This window comes from Methylopila henanensis (assembly GCF_042681025.1).
GTDB classification, from domain to species: Bacteria; Pseudomonadota; Alphaproteobacteria; order Rhizobiales; family Methylopilaceae; genus Methylopila; species Methylopila henanensis.
On sequence record NZ_JBHUER010000009.1, the window covers coordinates 51,876 to 67,303 of the forward strand.

20 protein-coding genes are annotated in these 15,428 nt (G+C 70.0%); 8 read left to right on the plus strand and 12 right to left on the minus strand.

Annotated features, from left to right (window positions below):
- Nucleotides 1–26 precede the first annotated feature (26 nt).
- From hslU to ACFSCV_RS12860, 4 genes are all read right to left on the minus strand, one after another.
- A complete protein-coding gene (hslU, locus tag ACFSCV_RS12845) occupies nucleotides 27–1,319 on the minus strand; it encodes an ATP-dependent protease ATPase subunit HslU (protein WP_271199976.1) in 1,293 nt (430 codons plus the stop codon).
- Between the two features lie 10 nt (nucleotides 1,320–1,329).
- Nucleotides 1,330–1,791 (minus strand): GNAT family N-acetyltransferase, encoded by a 462-nt coding sequence (locus ACFSCV_RS12850; protein ID WP_378799984.1) that lies wholly within the window; start codon nucleotides 1,789–1,791, stop codon nucleotides 1,330–1,332.
- Nucleotides 1,792–1,823: 32 nt separating this feature from the next.
- Nucleotides 1,824–2,372 carry an ATP-dependent protease subunit HslV gene (gene hslV / locus ACFSCV_RS12855; protein ID WP_271199978.1) on the minus strand — a complete coding sequence of 183 codons (549 nt, stop codon included), beginning with the start codon at nucleotides 2,370–2,372 and terminating at the stop codon, nucleotides 1,824–1,826.
- 121 nt (nucleotides 2,373–2,493) lie between these two features.
- On the minus strand, nucleotides 2,494–3,018 hold the full coding sequence (locus ACFSCV_RS12860) for a Dps family protein (protein WP_378799985.1): 525 nt from the start codon (nucleotides 3,016–3,018) through the stop codon (nucleotides 2,494–2,496).
- Nucleotides 3,019–3,227: 209 nt separating this feature from the next.
- Between ACFSCV_RS12860 and hisB the strand changes: the two genes are divergently transcribed.
- The 8 genes from hisB (at nucleotide 3,228) to coaA (ending at nucleotide 9,007) form a co-directional block, all read left to right on the plus strand.
- Nucleotides 3,228–3,821 carry an imidazoleglycerol-phosphate dehydratase HisB gene (gene hisB, locus ACFSCV_RS12865; protein ID WP_378799986.1) on the plus strand — a complete coding sequence of 198 codons (594 nt, stop codon included), beginning with the start codon at nucleotides 3,228–3,230 and terminating at the stop codon, nucleotides 3,819–3,821.
- 22 nt (nucleotides 3,822–3,843) lie between these two features.
- Nucleotides 3,844–4,341 (plus strand): DUF2628 domain-containing protein, encoded by a 498-nt coding sequence (locus ACFSCV_RS12870; RefSeq protein WP_378799987.1) that lies wholly within the window; start codon nucleotides 3,844–3,846, stop codon nucleotides 4,339–4,341.
- Nucleotides 4,338–4,973, plus strand: a complete 636-nt coding sequence (hisH, locus tag ACFSCV_RS12875; RefSeq protein ID WP_378799988.1) for an imidazole glycerol phosphate synthase subunit HisH — start codon at nucleotides 4,338–4,340, stop codon at nucleotides 4,971–4,973. Before ACFSCV_RS12870 ends, hisH begins: the two co-directional genes overlap by 4 nt.
- On the plus strand, nucleotides 4,970–5,710 hold the full coding sequence (hisA, locus tag ACFSCV_RS12880; RefSeq protein WP_378799989.1) for a 1-(5-phosphoribosyl)-5-[(5-phosphoribosylamino)methylideneamino]imidazole-4-carboxamide isomerase: 741 nt from the start codon (nucleotides 4,970–4,972) through the stop codon (nucleotides 5,708–5,710). Before hisH ends, hisA begins: the two co-directional genes overlap by 4 nt.
- 89 nt (nucleotides 5,711–5,799) lie before the next feature.
- The gene (locus tag ACFSCV_RS12885; protein ID WP_378799990.1) at nucleotides 5,800–6,792 is read left to right on the plus strand and encodes an HWE histidine kinase domain-containing protein; all 993 of its coding nucleotides are present in this window, start codon (nucleotides 5,800–5,802) and stop codon (nucleotides 6,790–6,792) included.
- Between the two features lie 111 nt (nucleotides 6,793–6,903).
- Nucleotides 6,904–7,695 carry an imidazole glycerol phosphate synthase subunit HisF gene (hisF, locus tag ACFSCV_RS12890; protein WP_378799991.1) on the plus strand — a complete coding sequence of 264 codons (792 nt, stop codon included), beginning with the start codon at nucleotides 6,904–6,906 and terminating at the stop codon, nucleotides 7,693–7,695.
- Nucleotides 7,696–7,727: 32 nt separating this feature from the next.
- The gene (locus tag ACFSCV_RS12895; RefSeq protein WP_378799992.1) at nucleotides 7,728–8,051 is read left to right on the plus strand and encodes a phosphoribosyl-ATP diphosphatase; all 324 of its coding nucleotides are present in this window, start codon (nucleotides 7,728–7,730) and stop codon (nucleotides 8,049–8,051) included.
- On the plus strand, nucleotides 8,051–9,007 hold the full coding sequence (gene coaA, locus ACFSCV_RS12900; protein WP_378799993.1) for a type I pantothenate kinase: 957 nt from the start codon (nucleotides 8,051–8,053) through the stop codon (nucleotides 9,005–9,007). The genes ACFSCV_RS12895 and coaA overlap by 1 nt, the downstream gene beginning before the upstream one ends.
- 45 nt (nucleotides 9,008–9,052) lie before the next feature.
- On the opposite strand, the gene cysK is transcribed toward coaA, so the two are convergent.
- The 8 genes from cysK to ubiE all read right to left on the minus strand — a co-directional run bounded on the left by cysK (nucleotide 9,053) and on the right by ubiE (nucleotide 15,410).
- A complete protein-coding gene (gene cysK / locus ACFSCV_RS12905) occupies nucleotides 9,053–10,039 on the minus strand; it encodes a cysteine synthase A (protein WP_378799994.1) in 987 nt (328 codons plus the stop codon).
- A gap of 114 nt (nucleotides 10,040–10,153) precedes the next feature.
- A complete protein-coding gene (locus ACFSCV_RS12910) occupies nucleotides 10,154–10,615 on the minus strand; it encodes an RrF2 family transcriptional regulator (protein WP_378799995.1) in 462 nt (153 codons plus the stop codon).
- A 19-nt stretch (nucleotides 10,616–10,634) separates the two neighbouring features.
- Entirely contained in the window at nucleotides 10,635–11,084 is a 450-nt protein-coding gene (dut, locus tag ACFSCV_RS12915; protein ID WP_378799996.1) for a dUTP diphosphatase, read from the minus strand.
- Nucleotides 11,081–12,289, minus strand: a complete 1,209-nt coding sequence (gene coaBC / locus ACFSCV_RS12920; RefSeq protein ID WP_378799997.1) for a bifunctional phosphopantothenoylcysteine decarboxylase/phosphopantothenate--cysteine ligase CoaBC — start codon at nucleotides 12,287–12,289, stop codon at nucleotides 11,081–11,083. Before coaBC ends, dut begins: the two co-directional genes overlap by 4 nt.
- Complete coding sequence (locus ACFSCV_RS12925; protein ID WP_378799998.1) at nucleotides 12,286–12,720, minus strand: type II toxin-antitoxin system VapC family toxin; 435 nt, start codon at nucleotides 12,718–12,720, stop codon at nucleotides 12,286–12,288. Before ACFSCV_RS12925 ends, coaBC begins: the two co-directional genes overlap by 4 nt.
- Nucleotides 12,717–12,986, minus strand: a complete 270-nt coding sequence (locus ACFSCV_RS12930; protein ID WP_378799999.1) for a FitA-like ribbon-helix-helix domain-containing protein — start codon at nucleotides 12,984–12,986, stop codon at nucleotides 12,717–12,719. Before ACFSCV_RS12930 ends, ACFSCV_RS12925 begins: the two co-directional genes overlap by 4 nt.
- 63 nt (nucleotides 12,987–13,049) lie before the next feature.
- Entirely contained in the window at nucleotides 13,050–14,621 is a 1,572-nt protein-coding gene (gene ubiB / locus ACFSCV_RS12935; RefSeq protein ID WP_378800000.1) for a 2-polyprenylphenol 6-hydroxylase, read from the minus strand.
- Between the two features lie 12 nt (nucleotides 14,622–14,633).
- The gene (gene ubiE, locus ACFSCV_RS12940) at nucleotides 14,634–15,410 is read right to left on the minus strand and encodes a bifunctional demethylmenaquinone methyltransferase/2-methoxy-6-polyprenyl-1,4-benzoquinol methylase UbiE (protein ID WP_378800001.1); all 777 of its coding nucleotides are present in this window, start codon (nucleotides 15,408–15,410) and stop codon (nucleotides 14,634–14,636) included.
- Nucleotides 15,411–15,428 lie beyond the last annotated feature (18 nt).

The following is a 15,428-nucleotide window of genomic DNA, read 5'->3' on the forward strand; positions in this document are numbered from 1 at the left end:
CCGCAGCGCGCGCCGACGCGCCGTCTTCAGAGGATGAAGCGGCTGAGGTCGGCGTTCTTCGCGAGGTCGCCGACATACTTGCGCACGTAAGCGCCGTCGACCGTCACCGTCTGGCCGCCCATGTCGGCGGCGGTGAAGCTGATCTCGTCGAGCACCCGCTCCATCACCGTCTGCAGTCTGCGCGCGCCGATGTTCTCGACCGTCGAGTTGACCTCGACCGCCACGTCGGCGAGCGCGTCGATGCCGTCGGGCGTGAACGCCAGCGTCACGTTCTCGGTCGCCAGCAGCGCCACATACTGCTTCACGAGGCTCGCTTCCGTGTCGTCGAGGATGCGGACGAAATCCTCGCGGGTCAGCGCGTTGAGCTCCACGCGGATCGGCAGCCGGCCCTGCAGCTCCGGCAGCAGGTCGGACGGCTTCGCCACATGGAACGCGCCGGAGGCGATGAACAGGATGTGGTCGGTCTTCACCGGCCCGTGCTTGGTCGCGACCGTGGTGCCCTCGATCAGCGGCAGGAGGTCGCGCTGCACGCCTTCCCGGCTGACGTCCCCGGCGCGGCCCTCGCGGGCGCAGATCTTGTCGATCTCGTCGAGGAACACGATGCCGGCGTTCTCCACCGTGCGCACCGCCTCGGCGACCAGGCTCTCCTGGTCGAGCAGCTTGTCGCTCTCGTCGGCGATGAGCTGCTCGTAGCTGTCCTTGACCGTGACGCGGCGGGTCTTCTTCTGGCCGCCGAGGCCTTTGAACATCTCGCCGAGCGAGATCATGCCGACCTGGCCCGGCATGCCGGGGATCTCCATCGCCGCGGGGCCGGAGGCCGCCACCTCGATCTCGATCTCCTTGTCGTCCATGTCGCCGTCGCGCAGCTTCTTGCGGAAGCTCTCGCGGGTCGCCGGGCTCGCGGTCGCGCCGACGAGCGCGGTCAGCACCCGCTCCTCCGCCGCCATGTGCGCCTTGGCCTGCACGTCCTTGCGCTTCTGCTCGCGCGTCAGGCCGATCGCGACCTCGACGAGGTCGCGCACGATCTGCTCCACGTCGCGGCCGACATAGCCGACCTCGGTGAACTTGGTGGCCTCCACCTTCAGGAACGGCGCGTTCGCGAGCTTCGCCAGACGGCGCGAGATCTCGGTCTTGCCGACGCCGGTCGGCCCGATCATCAGGATGTTCTTGGGCTGCACCTCTTCGCGCAGGTGGCCCTGAAGCTGCAGACGCCGCCAGCGGTTCCGAAGCGCGATCGCGACCGCGCGCTTGGCGTCGCGCTGGCCGACGATGTGCCGGTCGAGCTCGGAGACGATTTCGCGAGGGGAAAGGTCGGTCATGTCATTTTCCTCAAGCCCGATCCCTGGCCATCAGCACCGCGGGACCGTCTTCCGTATGGATCAGTCTTTCCCGTCGAAACCCGGCCATTTCATAGGCCCGGATCGCGACGGCGTTGTCAGGATGAGGGTCGGTCACGACCCTCGGGGCGCCCGCAGCGAACAACGTCGCCACGAAAACCTCGGTCAGCGCGGGGCCATGCCCTTTGCCGACGAGGTCCGGCGCGCCGATGAACTGGTCGATCCCCTTCGATCCCGCGGGCTGGCCCTCCAGTGCCCCGAAGTCGAACGGTCCATAGGCCTGGACATAGCCGGACGGCCGACCGTCGATCGAGACGATGCTGAGCGCCATGCGCGGCTCCGAAAGATCTTCGCGGATCGACGCCAGCTGCTGGTCGGGATCGCCCCACCACCGCGCCACGTGCGGTTCGCGCAGCCAGCCGGCGATCTGCGGGAGATCGTCGGGCGTGACCACGCGAAACGCGTAGGCCGCCGGAGCGCGTGGGATCATCCCACCGTCTCCAGGCTCTCCACCGTCAGGTTGGCGTTGGTGTAGACGCAGATGTCGGCCGCGATCTTCATCGACTTGCGCACGATCGCCTCGGCGTCGAGCTCAGTGTCGGCGAGCGCGCGGGCGGCGGACAGCGCGTAGTTGCCGCCGGAGCCGATGGCGGCGACGCCGTCCTCGGGCTCAAGCACGTCGCCGGTGCCGGTGATGACGAGCGCCACATGCTTGTCGGCGACAAGCATCATGGCCTCCAGCCGGCGGAGATAGCGGTCGGTGCGCCAGTCCTTGGCGAGCTCGACCGCGGCGCGCAGAAGCTGGCCGGGATACTGTTCGAGCTTCTGCTCGAGCCGCTCGAACAACGTGAAGGCGTCGGCGGTCGCGCCGGCGAAACCGGCGATGACCTCGCCCTTGGCGATGCGGCGGACCTTCTTCGCGGTCGCCTTGAGCACGGTCTGGCCGAGCGTGACCTGGCCGTCGCCGCCGATGACCACCTTGCCGCCCTTGCGGACGAGCACGATCGTGGTCCCGTGAAGGATGATGTCGGACATGAAAGCTCCGGGGGAATGACTGGAGCTCAGGTATGCATTCCCCCGGGCCATGAAAAGGGCGGCGCTCCCCCCTGTCCCGGCTCAGGGCCGGGACAAGAACGATGCGGCGCTCCCCGCCCACTCAGGCGCCGCGGCTGGTCTCGAACAGGAACCAGGCGCGCTTCTCGGCCTGGTCAATCCAGTTCTCGATCAGGCTCGCGGTCGCGACGTCGTCGTGCTCGTCGGCGAGGCTGTGAACCTCGCGCAGGCGCTTGACGTGGTCGAGATTGTCCTCGCGCAGCTCGGCCAGCATGTCCTGCGGCGTCACGAAATCGGCGTCGTTGTCCTTGACCCGCTGCAGGCGCCCGATGTGCCCGACCGAACGGATCGTCGTGCCGCCGATCTTGCGCACGCGCTCGGCGATGTCGTCGGTGGAGGCGAGGATTTCGGCCGCCTGGTCGTCCAGCAGCAGGTGATAGTCGCGGAAATGCGGGCCGCTGACGTGCCAGTGGAAGTTCTTGGTCTTGAGGAACAGCGCGAAGGTGTCGGCGAGGATCGCGTTCATCGCGCCCTGCAGATCGCGGATCGCGTTGGAGCCGAGGTCGGTCGGCGTCGCGAGCGCCGCCTTCTTGCGCGCCTTGACGTCGTCAGACGGTTTCTTGGCCATGACAGTCACCTGATGCAGACCGGCCCCAATGCCGGCGTATCCCTCAAGTAGAGGCCAGGACGATCACGTCGATGTGTCGCCCGCGCGCGCCGCGCATGCGCCATGCGGCCTTGTAGGGACGGGCCGTTGGCCTTGCGCGCGCCGCCGTGCTATCGACCGCGCGTTTCCATGACAGCTTCGCGACGGAACGCGCGATCAACGAGGCTCCCATGCGCCGCGCCGAGGTGACCCGGACGACCGCAGAGACCGACATCACCCTCACGCTCGACCTCGACGGGACGGGCGCGAGCCGGATCGAGACCGGCGTCGGCTTCTTCGACCACATGCTCGAGCTGCTCGCCCGCCACGCGATGATCGACCTCGACGTGACGGCCAACGGCGACACCCATGTGGACTTCCACCACACCGTGGAGGACGTCGGCATCGCGCTCGGCCAAGCCGTGCGCCGGGCGCTGGGCGACATGAAGGGCCTGACGCGCTACGCCGACGTCGCGATGCCGATGGACGAGGCCCTGACCCGCGTCGCGATCGACGTCTCGGGCCGCCCGTTCCTGGTCTGGCGCACGGAGTTTCCGGCGCCGAAGGTCGGCGAGTTCGACACCGAGCTGGTGCGCGAGTTCTTCCAGGCCTTCGCCACCCACGCCGCGGTGACGCTGCATGTGGAGACGCTCTACGGCGCCAACGCGCACCACATCGCCGAAAGCTGCTTCAAGGGTCTCGCCCGCGTGCTGAAGAACGCGCTGGCGCTCGACCCGCGGGCCGGCGACCGCCTGCCCTCGACCAAGGGCCGCATCGGCGACTGACTTCATCTGCTGAGGTTCGATCTTGAACACCTGGCTGATCTATGAGCCGCCCGGCGGCGCGGCCCGCACCCTCGAGGACGCCGAGCGCTTCGTAAGCCTGCGCGAGGGCTTCTCGAAGGGCGCGTTCCTGTTCCCGCTCGTCTGGCTGATCTGGCAGCGCTGCTGGCTGGCGCTCGCGCTCTATCTCGCCGCGGCGGTCGCGCTGGCGCTGGTCGCGAACCTGCTGTCGCTCCGAAGCGGCGAGGCGATCCTGCTGGCGCTGCTGCCGAACCTCGCCGTCGGCTTCGAGGCCGCCTGGCTGCGCGCCCGGTCGCTGGAGCGGCGGGGCTACCGCTTCGTCGCCGCGCTGATGGCCCGTTCGCGCGACGAGGCCGAGGCGCATTTCTTCGCCGAATGGTCCGCGGACGCCCACGACCCCGCGCCTGCGCCCCGCCCGTCGGCGGGTCCCGCCGCGGCCTATCGCCCGGCCGCCTCCGGCGGCGTGCTCGGCCTGTTCCCGCAGCCCGGAGCGGCGCGGTGACCATCGCGGTCGTCGACTACGGCGCCGGCAACCTGCGCTCGGTCGAGAAGGCGCTGACGCGCGCCGGCGGCGCCGGCGTGGTGGTGACGAGCGATCCCGAGCGGGTCGCGACCGCCGACCGCGTGGTGCTGCCCGGCGACGGGGCCTTTCCCGACTGCCGCCGGGCGCTGGGCGAAGCCACCGGCCTCGGCGAGGCGCTCGACGAGGCCGTGCGCCGGCGCGGCCGGCCGTTCCTCGGCATCTGCATCGGCATGCAGCTGCTGGCCACCGAAGGCGAGGAGCACGAGCCGACGCAGGGGCTCGGCTGGATTCCCGGCCGGGTGGTGCGGATCGAGCCGGGCGACGCCGGGCTCAAGGTGCCGCACATGGGCTGGAACACGCTGGAGCGCCGCCGCGCGCACCCGCTGACCGACGACCTGCCGCTCGGCGAGGGCGGCCTGCACGCCTATTTCCTGCACGCCTACCACCTGACGCCCGACGACGCCGGCGACGTGGTGCTGGCGGCCTCCTATGGCGGCGACGTCACCGCGCTGGTCGCGCGCGACAACGTGGCCGGCGTCCAGTTCCATCCCGAGAAGAGCCAGGCGCTCGGCCTGTCCCTGCTCGCGAGCTTCGTGCGGTGGCGTCCATGATCCTCTATCCCGCGATCGACCTAAAGGGCGGCGCCGTGGTCCGCCTGAAGGAGGGCGACATGGACCGCGCCACCGTCTACGGCCACGATCCGGCGGCGCAGGCGAAGAGCTTCGCCGACGCCGGCTTCGAGTGGATCCACGTCGTCGACCTCGACGGCGCCTTCGCCGGCGCGAGCGTCAACGCCGCGGCGGTCGACGCGATCCTCGACGCGGCCGGCGTTCCCGTGCAGCTCGGTGGCGGGGTGCGCGACATGAAGGCGGTCGACGCCTGGCTGAAGCGCGGTGTCGCCCGCGTCATCGTCGGGACGGCGGCCGTCCGTGACCCCGAATTCGTGAAGGCGGCGGCGAAGGCCCATCCCGGCCGGATCGCGGTCGGCGTCGACGCCCGCGGCGGCAAGGTCGCGGTGCAGGGCTGGGCCGAAGTGTCAGACATGACCGCGCTCGACCTCGCGCGCCGGTTCGAGGACGCCGGCGTCGCCGCGATCATCTTCACCGACATCGCCCGCGACGGATTGCTCAAGGGACTTAACCTCGAACTTACCCGGGAGTTGGCCGAGGCGGTGAATATTCCGGTGATCGCCTCAGGCGGATTGGCCGACATCGAGGACGTCCGCCGGCTGACGGCGCCCGAGAACGCGAAGATCGCCGGCGCCATCACCGGGCGCGCGCTCTACGACGGCCGCCTCGACGCGAGAGAGGCGCTCGCTCTGGCCGGGACCTCGCGCGACGCCCCTTAAAGGTCTAGTTTCGGTTCTTATCTCGACCCGTCGCGCGGCCCCTGCGTCGCCGGATCCGACCTCCGCCGGCGCGCCCTGAGGCCTACAGCATGACCAGCGAGACCGATCCGTCGGACCCGAACCGGGAGGCCCGCTTCATCCGCAGCGTGCTGGCGGCGTCCGAGGACTGCATCAAGATCCTCGATCTCGACGGCGCCCTCGTCTTCATGAGCGAGGGCGGCCAGAAGGTGATGGAGGTCGACGACTTTGAGCAGCTCCGCGGCTGCCATTGGCCCGACATCTGGACCGGCGGCGGCGCCGCCCACGCCAAAGCCGCCCTCGCCGCTGCGCGGGCCGGCCGGAGCTACCGCTTCCAGGAGATGGCGAACACCGCGCGCGGCAATCCCCGCCACTGGGACGTGCAGGTGACGCCGATCTTCGGTCCGGACGGCCGGCCGGAGTCGATCCTCTCTGTCTCGCGCGACGTCACCGCGCTGAAGGAGAGCGAGGAGCGCTACAAGCTGCTCGCCGCCGAGCTGCATCACCGCATCAAAAACATGCTGGCGCTGACCCAGTCGGTCACCGCCCAGACGCTGCGCGCTGGCGGCGAGGCGCTCGCGCCCTACCGCGCCCGGATCGACGAGCGGCTGGTGGCGCTCGCCCGCGCGCAGGACATGCTGTTTCAGGCCGAGAGCGCGGAAGCGCAGCTCGACGCGTTGGTCCGCAGCGTGCTGACGCCACATGACCTGGAGACGCGGATCGTCATCGACGGCCCGCCGGTGCGCCTGCGCGACCGCGCCGCAACCGCCATGACGCTCGCGATCCACGAACTGGGCTCCAACGCCGCCAAGTACGGCGCGCTGTCTCGGGCCGAAGGCCGCGTCGCCCTGTCCTGGAGCTACGGGGACGATGTGTTCCACATGGAGTGGCGGGAAACCGGCGGCCCCATCGTAGCGGCCCCCACCCGACGCGGCTTCGGCTCCCAGCTCATCGAGAAGACGCTGTCCGTGCAGCTTCGGGGCAAGGCCGTCGCCGACTACCGCCCCGAAGGCGTCGTCTTCCGTCTCGAGGCGCCCCTCGACGCGCTGCTCGCCCGCGAATGATCGTCCCCGGATTATGTGACGGGGCTGTCGTATCGCGAGCGATCCGCCTATAGGACAGGACGAAACCGGGCCTGCAGGCTCCGCCCCGTTATCGCGACACCATCGGCGCCCATGTTGAAGATCCGCGTCATCCCCTGCCTCGACGTCAAGGACGGCCGCGTCGTCAAGGGCGTCCAGTTCGTCGACCTGCGCGACGCCGGCGATCCGGTGGAGGCGGCGATCGCCTATGACGCGGCCGGCGCCGACGAGCTCTGCTTTCTCGACATCACCGCGAGCCACGAGGAGCGGGCGATCCTGCTCGACGTGGTCGCCCGCACGGCGGAAAACTGCTTCATGCCGGTGACCGTCGGCGGCGGCGTGCGCTCGGTGGAGGACGTGCGGGCGCTGATGCTCGCGGGCGCGGACAAGGTCTCCATCATGTCGGCGGCCGTGAACGACCGCTCGGTGGTCGCCCGCGCCGCCGACAAGTTCGGCGCCCAGGCGATCGTGGTCGCGGTCGACGCCAAGAAGGTTTCGGGCGCGGGCGAGGCCGACCGCTGGGAGGTGTTCACCCATGGCGGCCGGCGGCCCACCGGGCTCGACGCCGTCGCCTACGCGGCCGAGGTCGCCGCGCTCGGCGCCGGCGAGATCCTGCTGACCTCCATGGACAATGACGGCGCCAAGGACGGCTACGACATCGCGCTGACCCGCGCGGTGGTGGACGCGGTGCCGGTGCCGGTGGTCGCCTCGGGGGGCGTCGGGACCCCGGCCCACATGGTGGACGGCGTGGTCAAGGGCGGGGCGAGCGCCGTGCTGGCGGCCTCGATCTTCCATTTCGGCGAGTTCACCATCGGCGAGGCCAAGGCCGCGATGGCCGCGGCCGGACTGCCGGTGCGTCTCGACCCAGGCGCCCAGGGCGCCTGAAGCAGCGCGCGTCGACGGGAGATGACGACGGCATGACGACCACCTTCAGCCTCGACGACCTCGCCGCCATCGTCGACGACCGCTCCGCGGCCGACGCGGGAAGCTCCTACACCCGCTCGCTGATCGAGGCGGGGCCCGCGCGCGTCGCCAAGAAGCTCGGAGAGGAAGGCGTGGAGGCCGCGCTTGCGGTCGCTTGCGGCGCCAAGGTCGAACTCGTCGGCGAGGCCGCCGACGTGCTCTACCACCTGATGGTCGCGCTGAAGGTCAGGGGCGTCTCCGTAGCCGAGGTGATGGCGGAGCTCGAGCGCCGCACGGCGCAGTCGGGCCTCGCGGAAAAGGCCGCCCGGAAGAGCTGATGGACGATCGCCCGCGCGTTTCGAACCCCTCGCCCTACGCCACCTTCGGCCGCGCCGCATGGGCGAAGCTGCGCGCCGACACGCCGATGACGCTGGACGCGGCGGACCTCGACCGTTTGAGTTCGCTGAACGACCCGATCGACATGGACGAGGTCGAACAGATCTACCTGCCGATCTCGCGCCTGCTCGCGTTCTACGTCACCGCACGCCAGCAGCTGTTCCGAGCGACGCAGCGCTTCCTCGGCCACAGCGAGACCAAGGTGCCCTATGTCATCGCGGTGGCGGGCTCGGTCGCGGTCGGCAAGTCGACCACGGCGCGCGTGCTGCGCGCTCTGCTCGCGCGCTGGCCGGCGACGCCGAAGGTGGACCTCGTCACCACGGACGGCTTCCTGCTGCCGAACGCCGTGCTCGCCCGCGAAGACCTGATGAGCCGCAAGGGGTTTCCGGAGAGCTACGACGTCCAGGCGCTGCTGCGGTTCATCTCCGACATCAAGGCCGGCAAGCGCGAGGTGGCGGCGCCGGTCTACAGCCATCTCGTCTACGACGTGGTGCGCGGCGAGAAGATCGTCATCGATCAGCCGGACATCGTGATCCTGGAGGGCCTCAACGTGCTCCAGACCGGCGACAAGCCGCAGAACGGCCGCGTGGCGCCGTTCGTCTCGGACTTCATCGACTTCGGCATCTTCCTCGACGCCGACGAGCCGCTGCTGCATCGCTGGTACGTCGAGCGCTTCATGCGGCTGCGCGAGACCGCCTTCCGCGACCCGCAATCCTACTTCCGCAAGTACGCGCAGGTCTCCAAGCGGGAAGCGCTGGAGCAGGCTGAGAAGCTCTGGACCGAGATCAACCTGCCCAATCTGCGCAAGAACATCCGGCCCACGCGCCCGCGCGCCGACCTGATCCTGAAGAAAGGCAAGAGCCACCGCATCGACGAGGTGCGGCTCAGGAAGATCTGACCGCCCGGGAGAAAGGCTCCGGCCGCTGGCCGAAGCCTTTCCGGGTCAGAGTCCTTCGAACAGCGCGGTCGAAAGATAGCGCTCGGCGAAGCTCGGGATGATGATCACGATGTTCTTGCCGGCGGCCTCCGGACGGGCTCCGATCTCGAGCGCCGCCGCGACCGCGGCCCCCGACGAGATGCCGACCGGCACCCCCTCGAGCCGCGCGACCAGACGCGCGGTCTCGAACGACGTCTGGTTGCCGACGGTGATGACCTCGTCGATCACCGAGCGGTCGAGGATGCCCGGCACGAAGCCGGCGCCGATGCCCTGGATCTTGTGCGGGCCGGGCTGCCCGCCGGACAGCACCGGCGAGTCCTCGGGCTCCACAGCGACGATCTTCAGCGTGTCCTTGCGCGGCTTCAGCACCGAGCCGACGCCGGTGATGGTGCCGCCGGTGCCGACGCCGGAGACGACGTAGTCGACGGTCCCTTCGGTGTCGTTCCAGATCTCCTCGGCGGTCGTGCGGCGATGGATCTCGGGGTTCGCCGGGTTCTCGAACTGCTGCGGGATGACCGCGTTCGGGATCTCCTTGACGAGTTCCTGCGCCTTGGCGACGGCGCCCTTCATGCCCTTCGGCCCCTCGGTCAGCACCAGTTCGGCGCCGAGCAGCGCCAGCATCTTGCGGCGCTCGATCGACATGGTCTCGGGCATGACCAGGATGAGGCGGTAACCGCGCGCGGCCGCCACGAAGGCGAGCGCGATGCCGGTGTTGCCGGAGGTCGGCTCCACCAGGACGCTGTCCGGCTTCAGCACGCCGTCGCGCTCGAGCGCGTCGATCATGGCGACGCCGATGCGGTCCTTGACGCTCGAGATCGGATTGAAGAACTCGAGCTTCGCCAACAGGTTCGCCTTGACGCCCTTGTGCTTGGCGAGCCGGTCGAGCCGCACCAGAGGGGTGTCGCCGATGGTGTCGGTGATGGAGTCGTAGATCCGGCCGCGGCCGGGCGCGCGCTGCGCGACCTCCGTCGGCTTCAGGGCGGGCTGCGTCATGGCGACGTCTCCTCAGGCGGCGAACCGTCCCGTGGGCGGCCCGCGTTCGATTGGCTTCAGCGCGACGATAGCGATGTCACAGCGGAATGTCGATGAATGTATCATTTATCATAATTAGATTGTGAAATCGTAGCTCGGCCGGCTGTCGGCGAACACGGAGCGCCGCTCGGCCTCGTTGCAGAGGTCGTCGACGTTGATCTCGTCGAGGCGCTCCAGAAAACTCTCCGAGGCGGAGCGGATCATCGGCTTGACCACGTCGACGACGAGCTGGGAGCCCTCCCGTTCGGCCTCCTCGATCGAGCCCGGCTCGTCGCTTTCGCCCAGCGCCGCCCGGACGATGTCGGCGATGGTGATGCGGCGGCGCTCGCGGGCGAGCTCGTAGCCGCCGCGCGGCCCCCGCACGCCCTTCAGGATGCCGGACCGGACGAGCACCTGGAGAAGCGTCTCCAGGTGGCGGGGCGGCAGCCCGTGGCGGGCGGCGAGCGTCTTGGCGGCGATGGGCGTTGGACGCGCGTGGTAGGCGATGTCCACGACGGCGGCGACGGCGAGAAGGCTGCGGCGCGGCAGCAGGTTCATTCGTTCTGGTCCTTCCGCTTCACCGTCCCGTTGAACCGAACCCGCCTTCCCCTCGCGTGGTGGGATCGAGCGCATCCGCTTCCGTCACTTCCGCCCGCGCCACCGCCGCGACGACGAGCTGCGCGATCCGCGCGCCGCGCGAGACAAGGAAGTCCTCCTCGCCCAGATTGACGAGAAGAACCTTGAGCTCGCCGCGGTAGTCCGCGTCGATGGTCCCCGGTGCGTTGAGCACCGTCACGCCGTGCCGGAACGCCAGTCCCGACCTCGGCCTGACTTGGGCCTCGAAGCCGACTGGGAACTGGAGCAGCAGGCCCGTGGGGACAAGGGCGCGCGCGCCCGGCGCGATCATGATCGGTTCATCTTCCGGCACGGCCGCGGCGAGGTCCATCCCGGCGGCCGCTTCCGTCTCGTAGCGCGGCGCGGGCAGGCCCTGCGCATGGGCCAGCCGGACGAATCTGATCTCCGTCATTCCGGCGCTCCCAGCCGCCCGGCGAAACGGGCGACAAGCGCCTCCGCCACCGCCTCCTTGCTCATGGTCGTCCAGGACTCGACGCCGTCCGCCGTCACGAGATGGACGGTGTTGGAGCCGCCGCCCATGACGCCGCCCGCATGCGACACGTCGTTGGCGACGATCAGATCGCAGCCCTTGCGCGCGAGCTTGGCGCGCGCGTTGTCCAGCACGTTTTCGGTCTCGGCGGCGAAGCCGACGACCAGCGTCGGGCGGCCTTCCTCGCGGCGGGCGACTGTCGCGAGGATGTCCGGGTTCTCGACCAGCGTCAGCGCCGGCGGTCCGCCCGCCCCCTTCTTCATCTTCTGGGCGGCGTCGGTCGCGACGCGCCAGTCGGCGACCGCCGCGGCGAACACGGCGACATCCGCCGGCAAGGCCGCCTCGACCGCGGACAGCATCTGGCGAGCGCTTTCCACATGGACGACCGTGACGCCGGCCGGATCGGGGATCGCGACCGGCCCGGACACCAGCGTGACCTCGGCGCCCGCCCGCGCCGCGGCGGCGGCGATGGCGTGCCCCTGCCGCCCGGACGAGCGGTTCGCCAGCACCCGGACGGGATCGATCGGCTCGTGGGTCGGGCCCGAGGTGACGAGCACGCGCCGGCCCGCGAGCGCCCCGGACGACGGCCGCAGCCGGGCCTCGACCGCCGCGACGATGGCGAGCGGCTCGCTCATGCGCCCAAGGCCGCTCTCGCCGCGCTCGGCCATCAGGCCGACCTCCGGGCCGACGAAGCTCACACCCTGCGCTTCGAGCCACGCCACGTTGCGCCGGGTCGCGGGATGGGCCCACATCGTCGGGTTCATCGCCGGCGCCGCGAGAATCGGCGCGGTCGTCGCGAGCAGCGTCGTCGACGCGAGATCATTGGCGAGGCCGTTCGCCATCTTGGCGAGCAGATCGGCGGTCGCCGGCGCGATGAGCGCCAGATCGGCGTCGCGCGCGAGCCGGATGTGGCCGACGTCCTGCTCCTGCGTCAGGTCGAACAGCTCCTGGAACACGGGCTCGGCGGTCAGCGTCCCGACCGACAGCGGCGTCACGAACTCGGCCCCCGCCTTCGTCAGGATGGCGCGCACGGAGAAGCCGCGCTCCTTCAGCCGGCGGATCAGGTCGAGCGACTTGTACGCGGCGACGCCGCCGCCGATCACGAGCAGGATGCGAGGCGCGGTCACGGGGCGGGGTGGTCCCAGGGGTTGATCACGGTAAGTCCCTCCGCTCCGAAATCCGACACGTTCCTGGTCGCGACGGCGAAGCCCTTCGAAAGCGCGATGGCGGCGATCTGAAGATCAGCCGTCGTTCGAGACAATCCCTTCGCGCGGCGCTCTGACGATATCTGGGCGAAGGCGCTCACCGCCTCCGCGCCGAACGGCAGGATCCGCCCGTCGAGATCGATCATGATCACATCGCGCGTGGCCTGAAGCGTCAGTTCCTTCCGACGTCCGCCCGGCATCGCGTACACGCCGGCCAGAAGCTCGGCGTAGGTCACGCTTGTCACCCAGAGAGCGTCCAGCGGCTGGCGTTCGAGCCAGGCGACGGCCGCGGCCGAACGCGTCTCACGGGAGCGGGTCAGTTCCACTATCACGTTCGTGTCCAGAACGATCATCGCCCGGCGTCGTCGCTGTCCGGCGGATCGCGCAGCGGCGTCCGCGGCGGCAGCTCCAGCTCCACGCCGCCCAGCGGATCGAAACGTGCCGCGATCGCCTCCGCCAGATTCCTGTAGGGCTTTCGCTCGCCGCGCCGGCGCCGCTCGACCGCTTCCCGCAACAACTGACGCACGTCCTCCTCCATCGAACGGCCCCGTTCGGCCGCCTGAACGCGGAGCTCGGCTTTGATCGCATCGTCGAAGTTGCGGACCGTCAGCGTCGCCATGATCGCCCTCGTTAAAAACGCGGCGGCCATGCTAGCATTGACTTCGTTGACAGCAAAACGGAGCTATCGGAACAGGTAGACCACCACCCCCAGAGCGAGCACGACAAGCGCCAGATTGCTCCAGAACGCCGCCCGGCGGACGCCGCCCACGATCGCCTGGATGCTGTCCTCCGAGTAGCTCAGGCCGCCATGGACGACCTCCTCGAGGTCGACCGAGATGCGCTCGAGCCGCAGCAGGAGCTCCGGCCCGGCCGCGATGCCGCGGGCGAGCTGCCGAAGCTCGTCGACGGCGTTCTCCGCGATCCCGATCGGACCGAGGTTGCGTTCGAGCCATTCGCGCACCACGGGCGCAGCGGTCGCCCACATGTCGAGCTTCGGGTCGAGCGAACGCGCGACGCCCTCGACCACGACCATGGTCTTCTGCAGCATCAGCAGCTCGGGCCGGGTCTGCATCTGGAACAGCTCGGTGACCTCGAACAGCAGCGTCAGCAGCTTCGCCATGGAGATCTGGTCGGCGGTGCGGGAGTGGATCGGCTCGCCGATCGCGCGCAGCGCGCGGGCGAACTCGTCCACCGACTGCTCTGGCGGCACGTAGCCCGCCTCGAAATGCACCTCGGCGATGCGCCGGTAGTCCCGCACGATGAAGCCGTGGAGAATCTCGGCGAGGAACCGGCGCTCCTTCATGCCGAGCCGGCCGGTGATGCCGAAATCGACCGCGACCAGCCCGCCGGCTGCGTCCACGAACAGGTTGCCGGGGTGCATGTCGGCGTGGAAGAAGCCGTCGCGCATGGCGTGGCGCAGGAAGGTCTGCATCACATGGCGGCCGAGCGCCGGGAGATCGTGGCCGGCGGCCGCGAGGGCGGCGCGGTCGGATAGCTTGACGCCGTCGATCCACTCCATGGTCAGCACGCCGCGGGCGGTGCGCTCCCAGTCGACGGCGGGCACGCGGAAGCCGGGATCGGCTGCGGTGTTCTCCGCGATCTCCGACAGCGCGGCGGCTTCGAGCCGGAGGTCCATCTCGATCGCGACCGAGCGGGCGAGCGTCTCCACCACCACCACCGGCTTCAGCCGGCGCGTCTTCGGCGCGAAGCGTTCGATCAGGCGCGCGATCCGGAAGAAGGCCTTGAGGTCGCGCCCGAAGCGGTGGGTCACGCCCGGCCGGAGCACCTTCACCGCCACGACGCGCTCGCCGAAGGCGTCGCTCACCGTCGCCCGGTGCACCTGCGCGATCGAGGCCGCCGCGACCGGGGGGCCGAGATGCGTGAAGCGGCTCGAAAGCGGCGCGGCCAGCGCCTCGGCGATCGCCGCCTCGGCGAGCTCCTGCGGGAACGGGTCGACCTGATCCTGCAGGCGTTCGAGGTCGCGCGCGGTCTGGATGCCGACCACGTCGGGCCGGGTCGCGAGGAACTGGCCGAGCTTGACGTAGGACGGCCCGAGCCGCTGCAGGGCGCGAGCGAGGCCTTCCGCGCCGTCCCGCGCGCTGCGGCGCTCGATCAGACGACCGAGGCCGACCAGCGTGCGGGCCGCGGGCGGCAGGTCGATCGGATCGACGAGCCGCAGCGCGCCCTCGCGCGCCATGACGAACCCCGCGCGGGCGAGACGGAACAGGCTGGAAACGGCGCCGAACGCGGACACGCGATTGGGCGCCTAGATCCGGAAGCCGACGTGGAGCGCGGCGACTCCGCCGGTGAGCGGCGTCGCCGAGACCTGCTCGAAGCCGGCCTCCCGCATCATGTCGGCGAAGGTCTCCGCGTCGGGAAACCGCCGGATCGACTCCACGAGATACTGGTAGGGCTGCGCGTCGCCGGCGACCATCTGGCCGATGCGCGGGATCACGTTGAACGAGAACGCGTCGTAGACCCGATCGAGCACCGGCACGTCGACCTTCGAGAATTCCAGCACCAGCGCCCGGCCGCCCGGCTTCAACACGCGGCGCATCTCCTTCAGCGCGGCGGGGATGCGCGGCACGTTGCGGATGCCGAACGCGATCGACACCGCGTCGAACGAACCGCTCGCGAACGGCAGCTCCTCGGCGTTGCCCTGCACGAACTCGACCCGGTCGCCGAGCTTCTTCTCGCGCGCCCGCTCGCGGCCGACGTCCAGCATGGCGCCGTTGATGTCGAACACCGTCACGGCGACGCCCTGCCCGCCGTGTTTCAGCGCGCGGAAGGCGATGTCGCCGGTCCCGCCCGCGACGTCGAGCAGTTTGAACGCGCGCGGGCCCTTGGGAAGCCCGATCGCCGTGACCATGGCCGACTTCCAGGCCCGGTGCAGGCCGCCCGACATCAGGTCGTTCATCAGGTCGTAGCGCGACGCGACCTTGTGGAACACGTCGTCGACGAGGCCCTGCTTCTCGTCGAGCCGCACGTCGGAGAAGCCGAAATGGGTCGCGTCGTCGTCGGGCTTGGAATCGTGGCGGTCCATGGCGTCCTCGGAAGGCTT

What these genes read in the sequence shown, in the direction of transcription:
- hslU (WP_271199976.1), bottom strand. Translation starts at nt 1,319, where the DNA reads ATGACCGACCTTTCCCCTCGCGAAATCGTCTCCGAGCTCGACCGGCAC.
- hslV (WP_271199978.1), bottom strand. Translation starts at nt 2,372, where the DNA reads ATGTCCGACATCATCCTTCACGGGACCACGATCGTGCTCGTCCGCAAG.
- ACFSCV_RS12860 (WP_378799985.1), bottom strand. Translation starts at nt 3,018, where the DNA reads ATGGCCAAGAAACCGTCTGACGACGTCAAGGCGCGCAAGAAGGCGGCG.
- hisB (WP_378799986.1), top strand. Translation starts at nt 3,228, where the DNA reads ATGCGCCGCGCCGAGGTGACCCGGACGACCGCAGAGACCGACATCACC.
- hisA (WP_378799989.1), top strand. Translation starts at nt 4,970, where the DNA reads ATGATCCTCTATCCCGCGATCGACCTAAAGGGCGGCGCCGTGGTCCGC.
- ACFSCV_RS12885 (WP_378799990.1), top strand. Translation starts at nt 5,800, where the DNA reads ATGACCAGCGAGACCGATCCGTCGGACCCGAACCGGGAGGCCCGCTTC.
- hisF (WP_378799991.1), top strand. Translation starts at nt 6,904, where the DNA reads ATGTTGAAGATCCGCGTCATCCCCTGCCTCGACGTCAAGGACGGCCGC.
- ACFSCV_RS12895 (WP_378799992.1), top strand. Translation starts at nt 7,728, where the DNA reads ATGACGACCACCTTCAGCCTCGACGACCTCGCCGCCATCGTCGACGAC.
- coaA (WP_378799993.1), top strand. Translation starts at nt 8,051, where the DNA reads ATGGACGATCGCCCGCGCGTTTCGAACCCCTCGCCCTACGCCACCTTC.
- cysK (WP_378799994.1), bottom strand. Translation starts at nt 10,039, where the DNA reads ATGACGCAGCCCGCCCTGAAGCCGACGGAGGTCGCGCAGCGCGCGCCC.
- ACFSCV_RS12910 (WP_378799995.1), bottom strand. Translation starts at nt 10,615, where the DNA reads ATGAACCTGCTGCCGCGCCGCAGCCTTCTCGCCGTCGCCGCCGTCGTG.
- dut (WP_378799996.1), bottom strand. Translation starts at nt 11,084, where the DNA reads ATGACGGAGATCAGATTCGTCCGGCTGGCCCATGCGCAGGGCCTGCCC.
- ACFSCV_RS12925 (WP_378799998.1), bottom strand. Translation starts at nt 12,720, where the DNA reads ATGATCGTTCTGGACACGAACGTGATAGTGGAACTGACCCGCTCCCGT.
- ACFSCV_RS12930 (WP_378799999.1), bottom strand. Translation starts at nt 12,986, where the DNA reads ATGGCGACGCTGACGGTCCGCAACTTCGACGATGCGATCAAAGCCGAG.
- ubiE (WP_378800001.1), bottom strand. Translation starts at nt 15,410, where the DNA reads ATGGACCGCCACGATTCCAAGCCCGACGACGACGCGACCCATTTCGGC.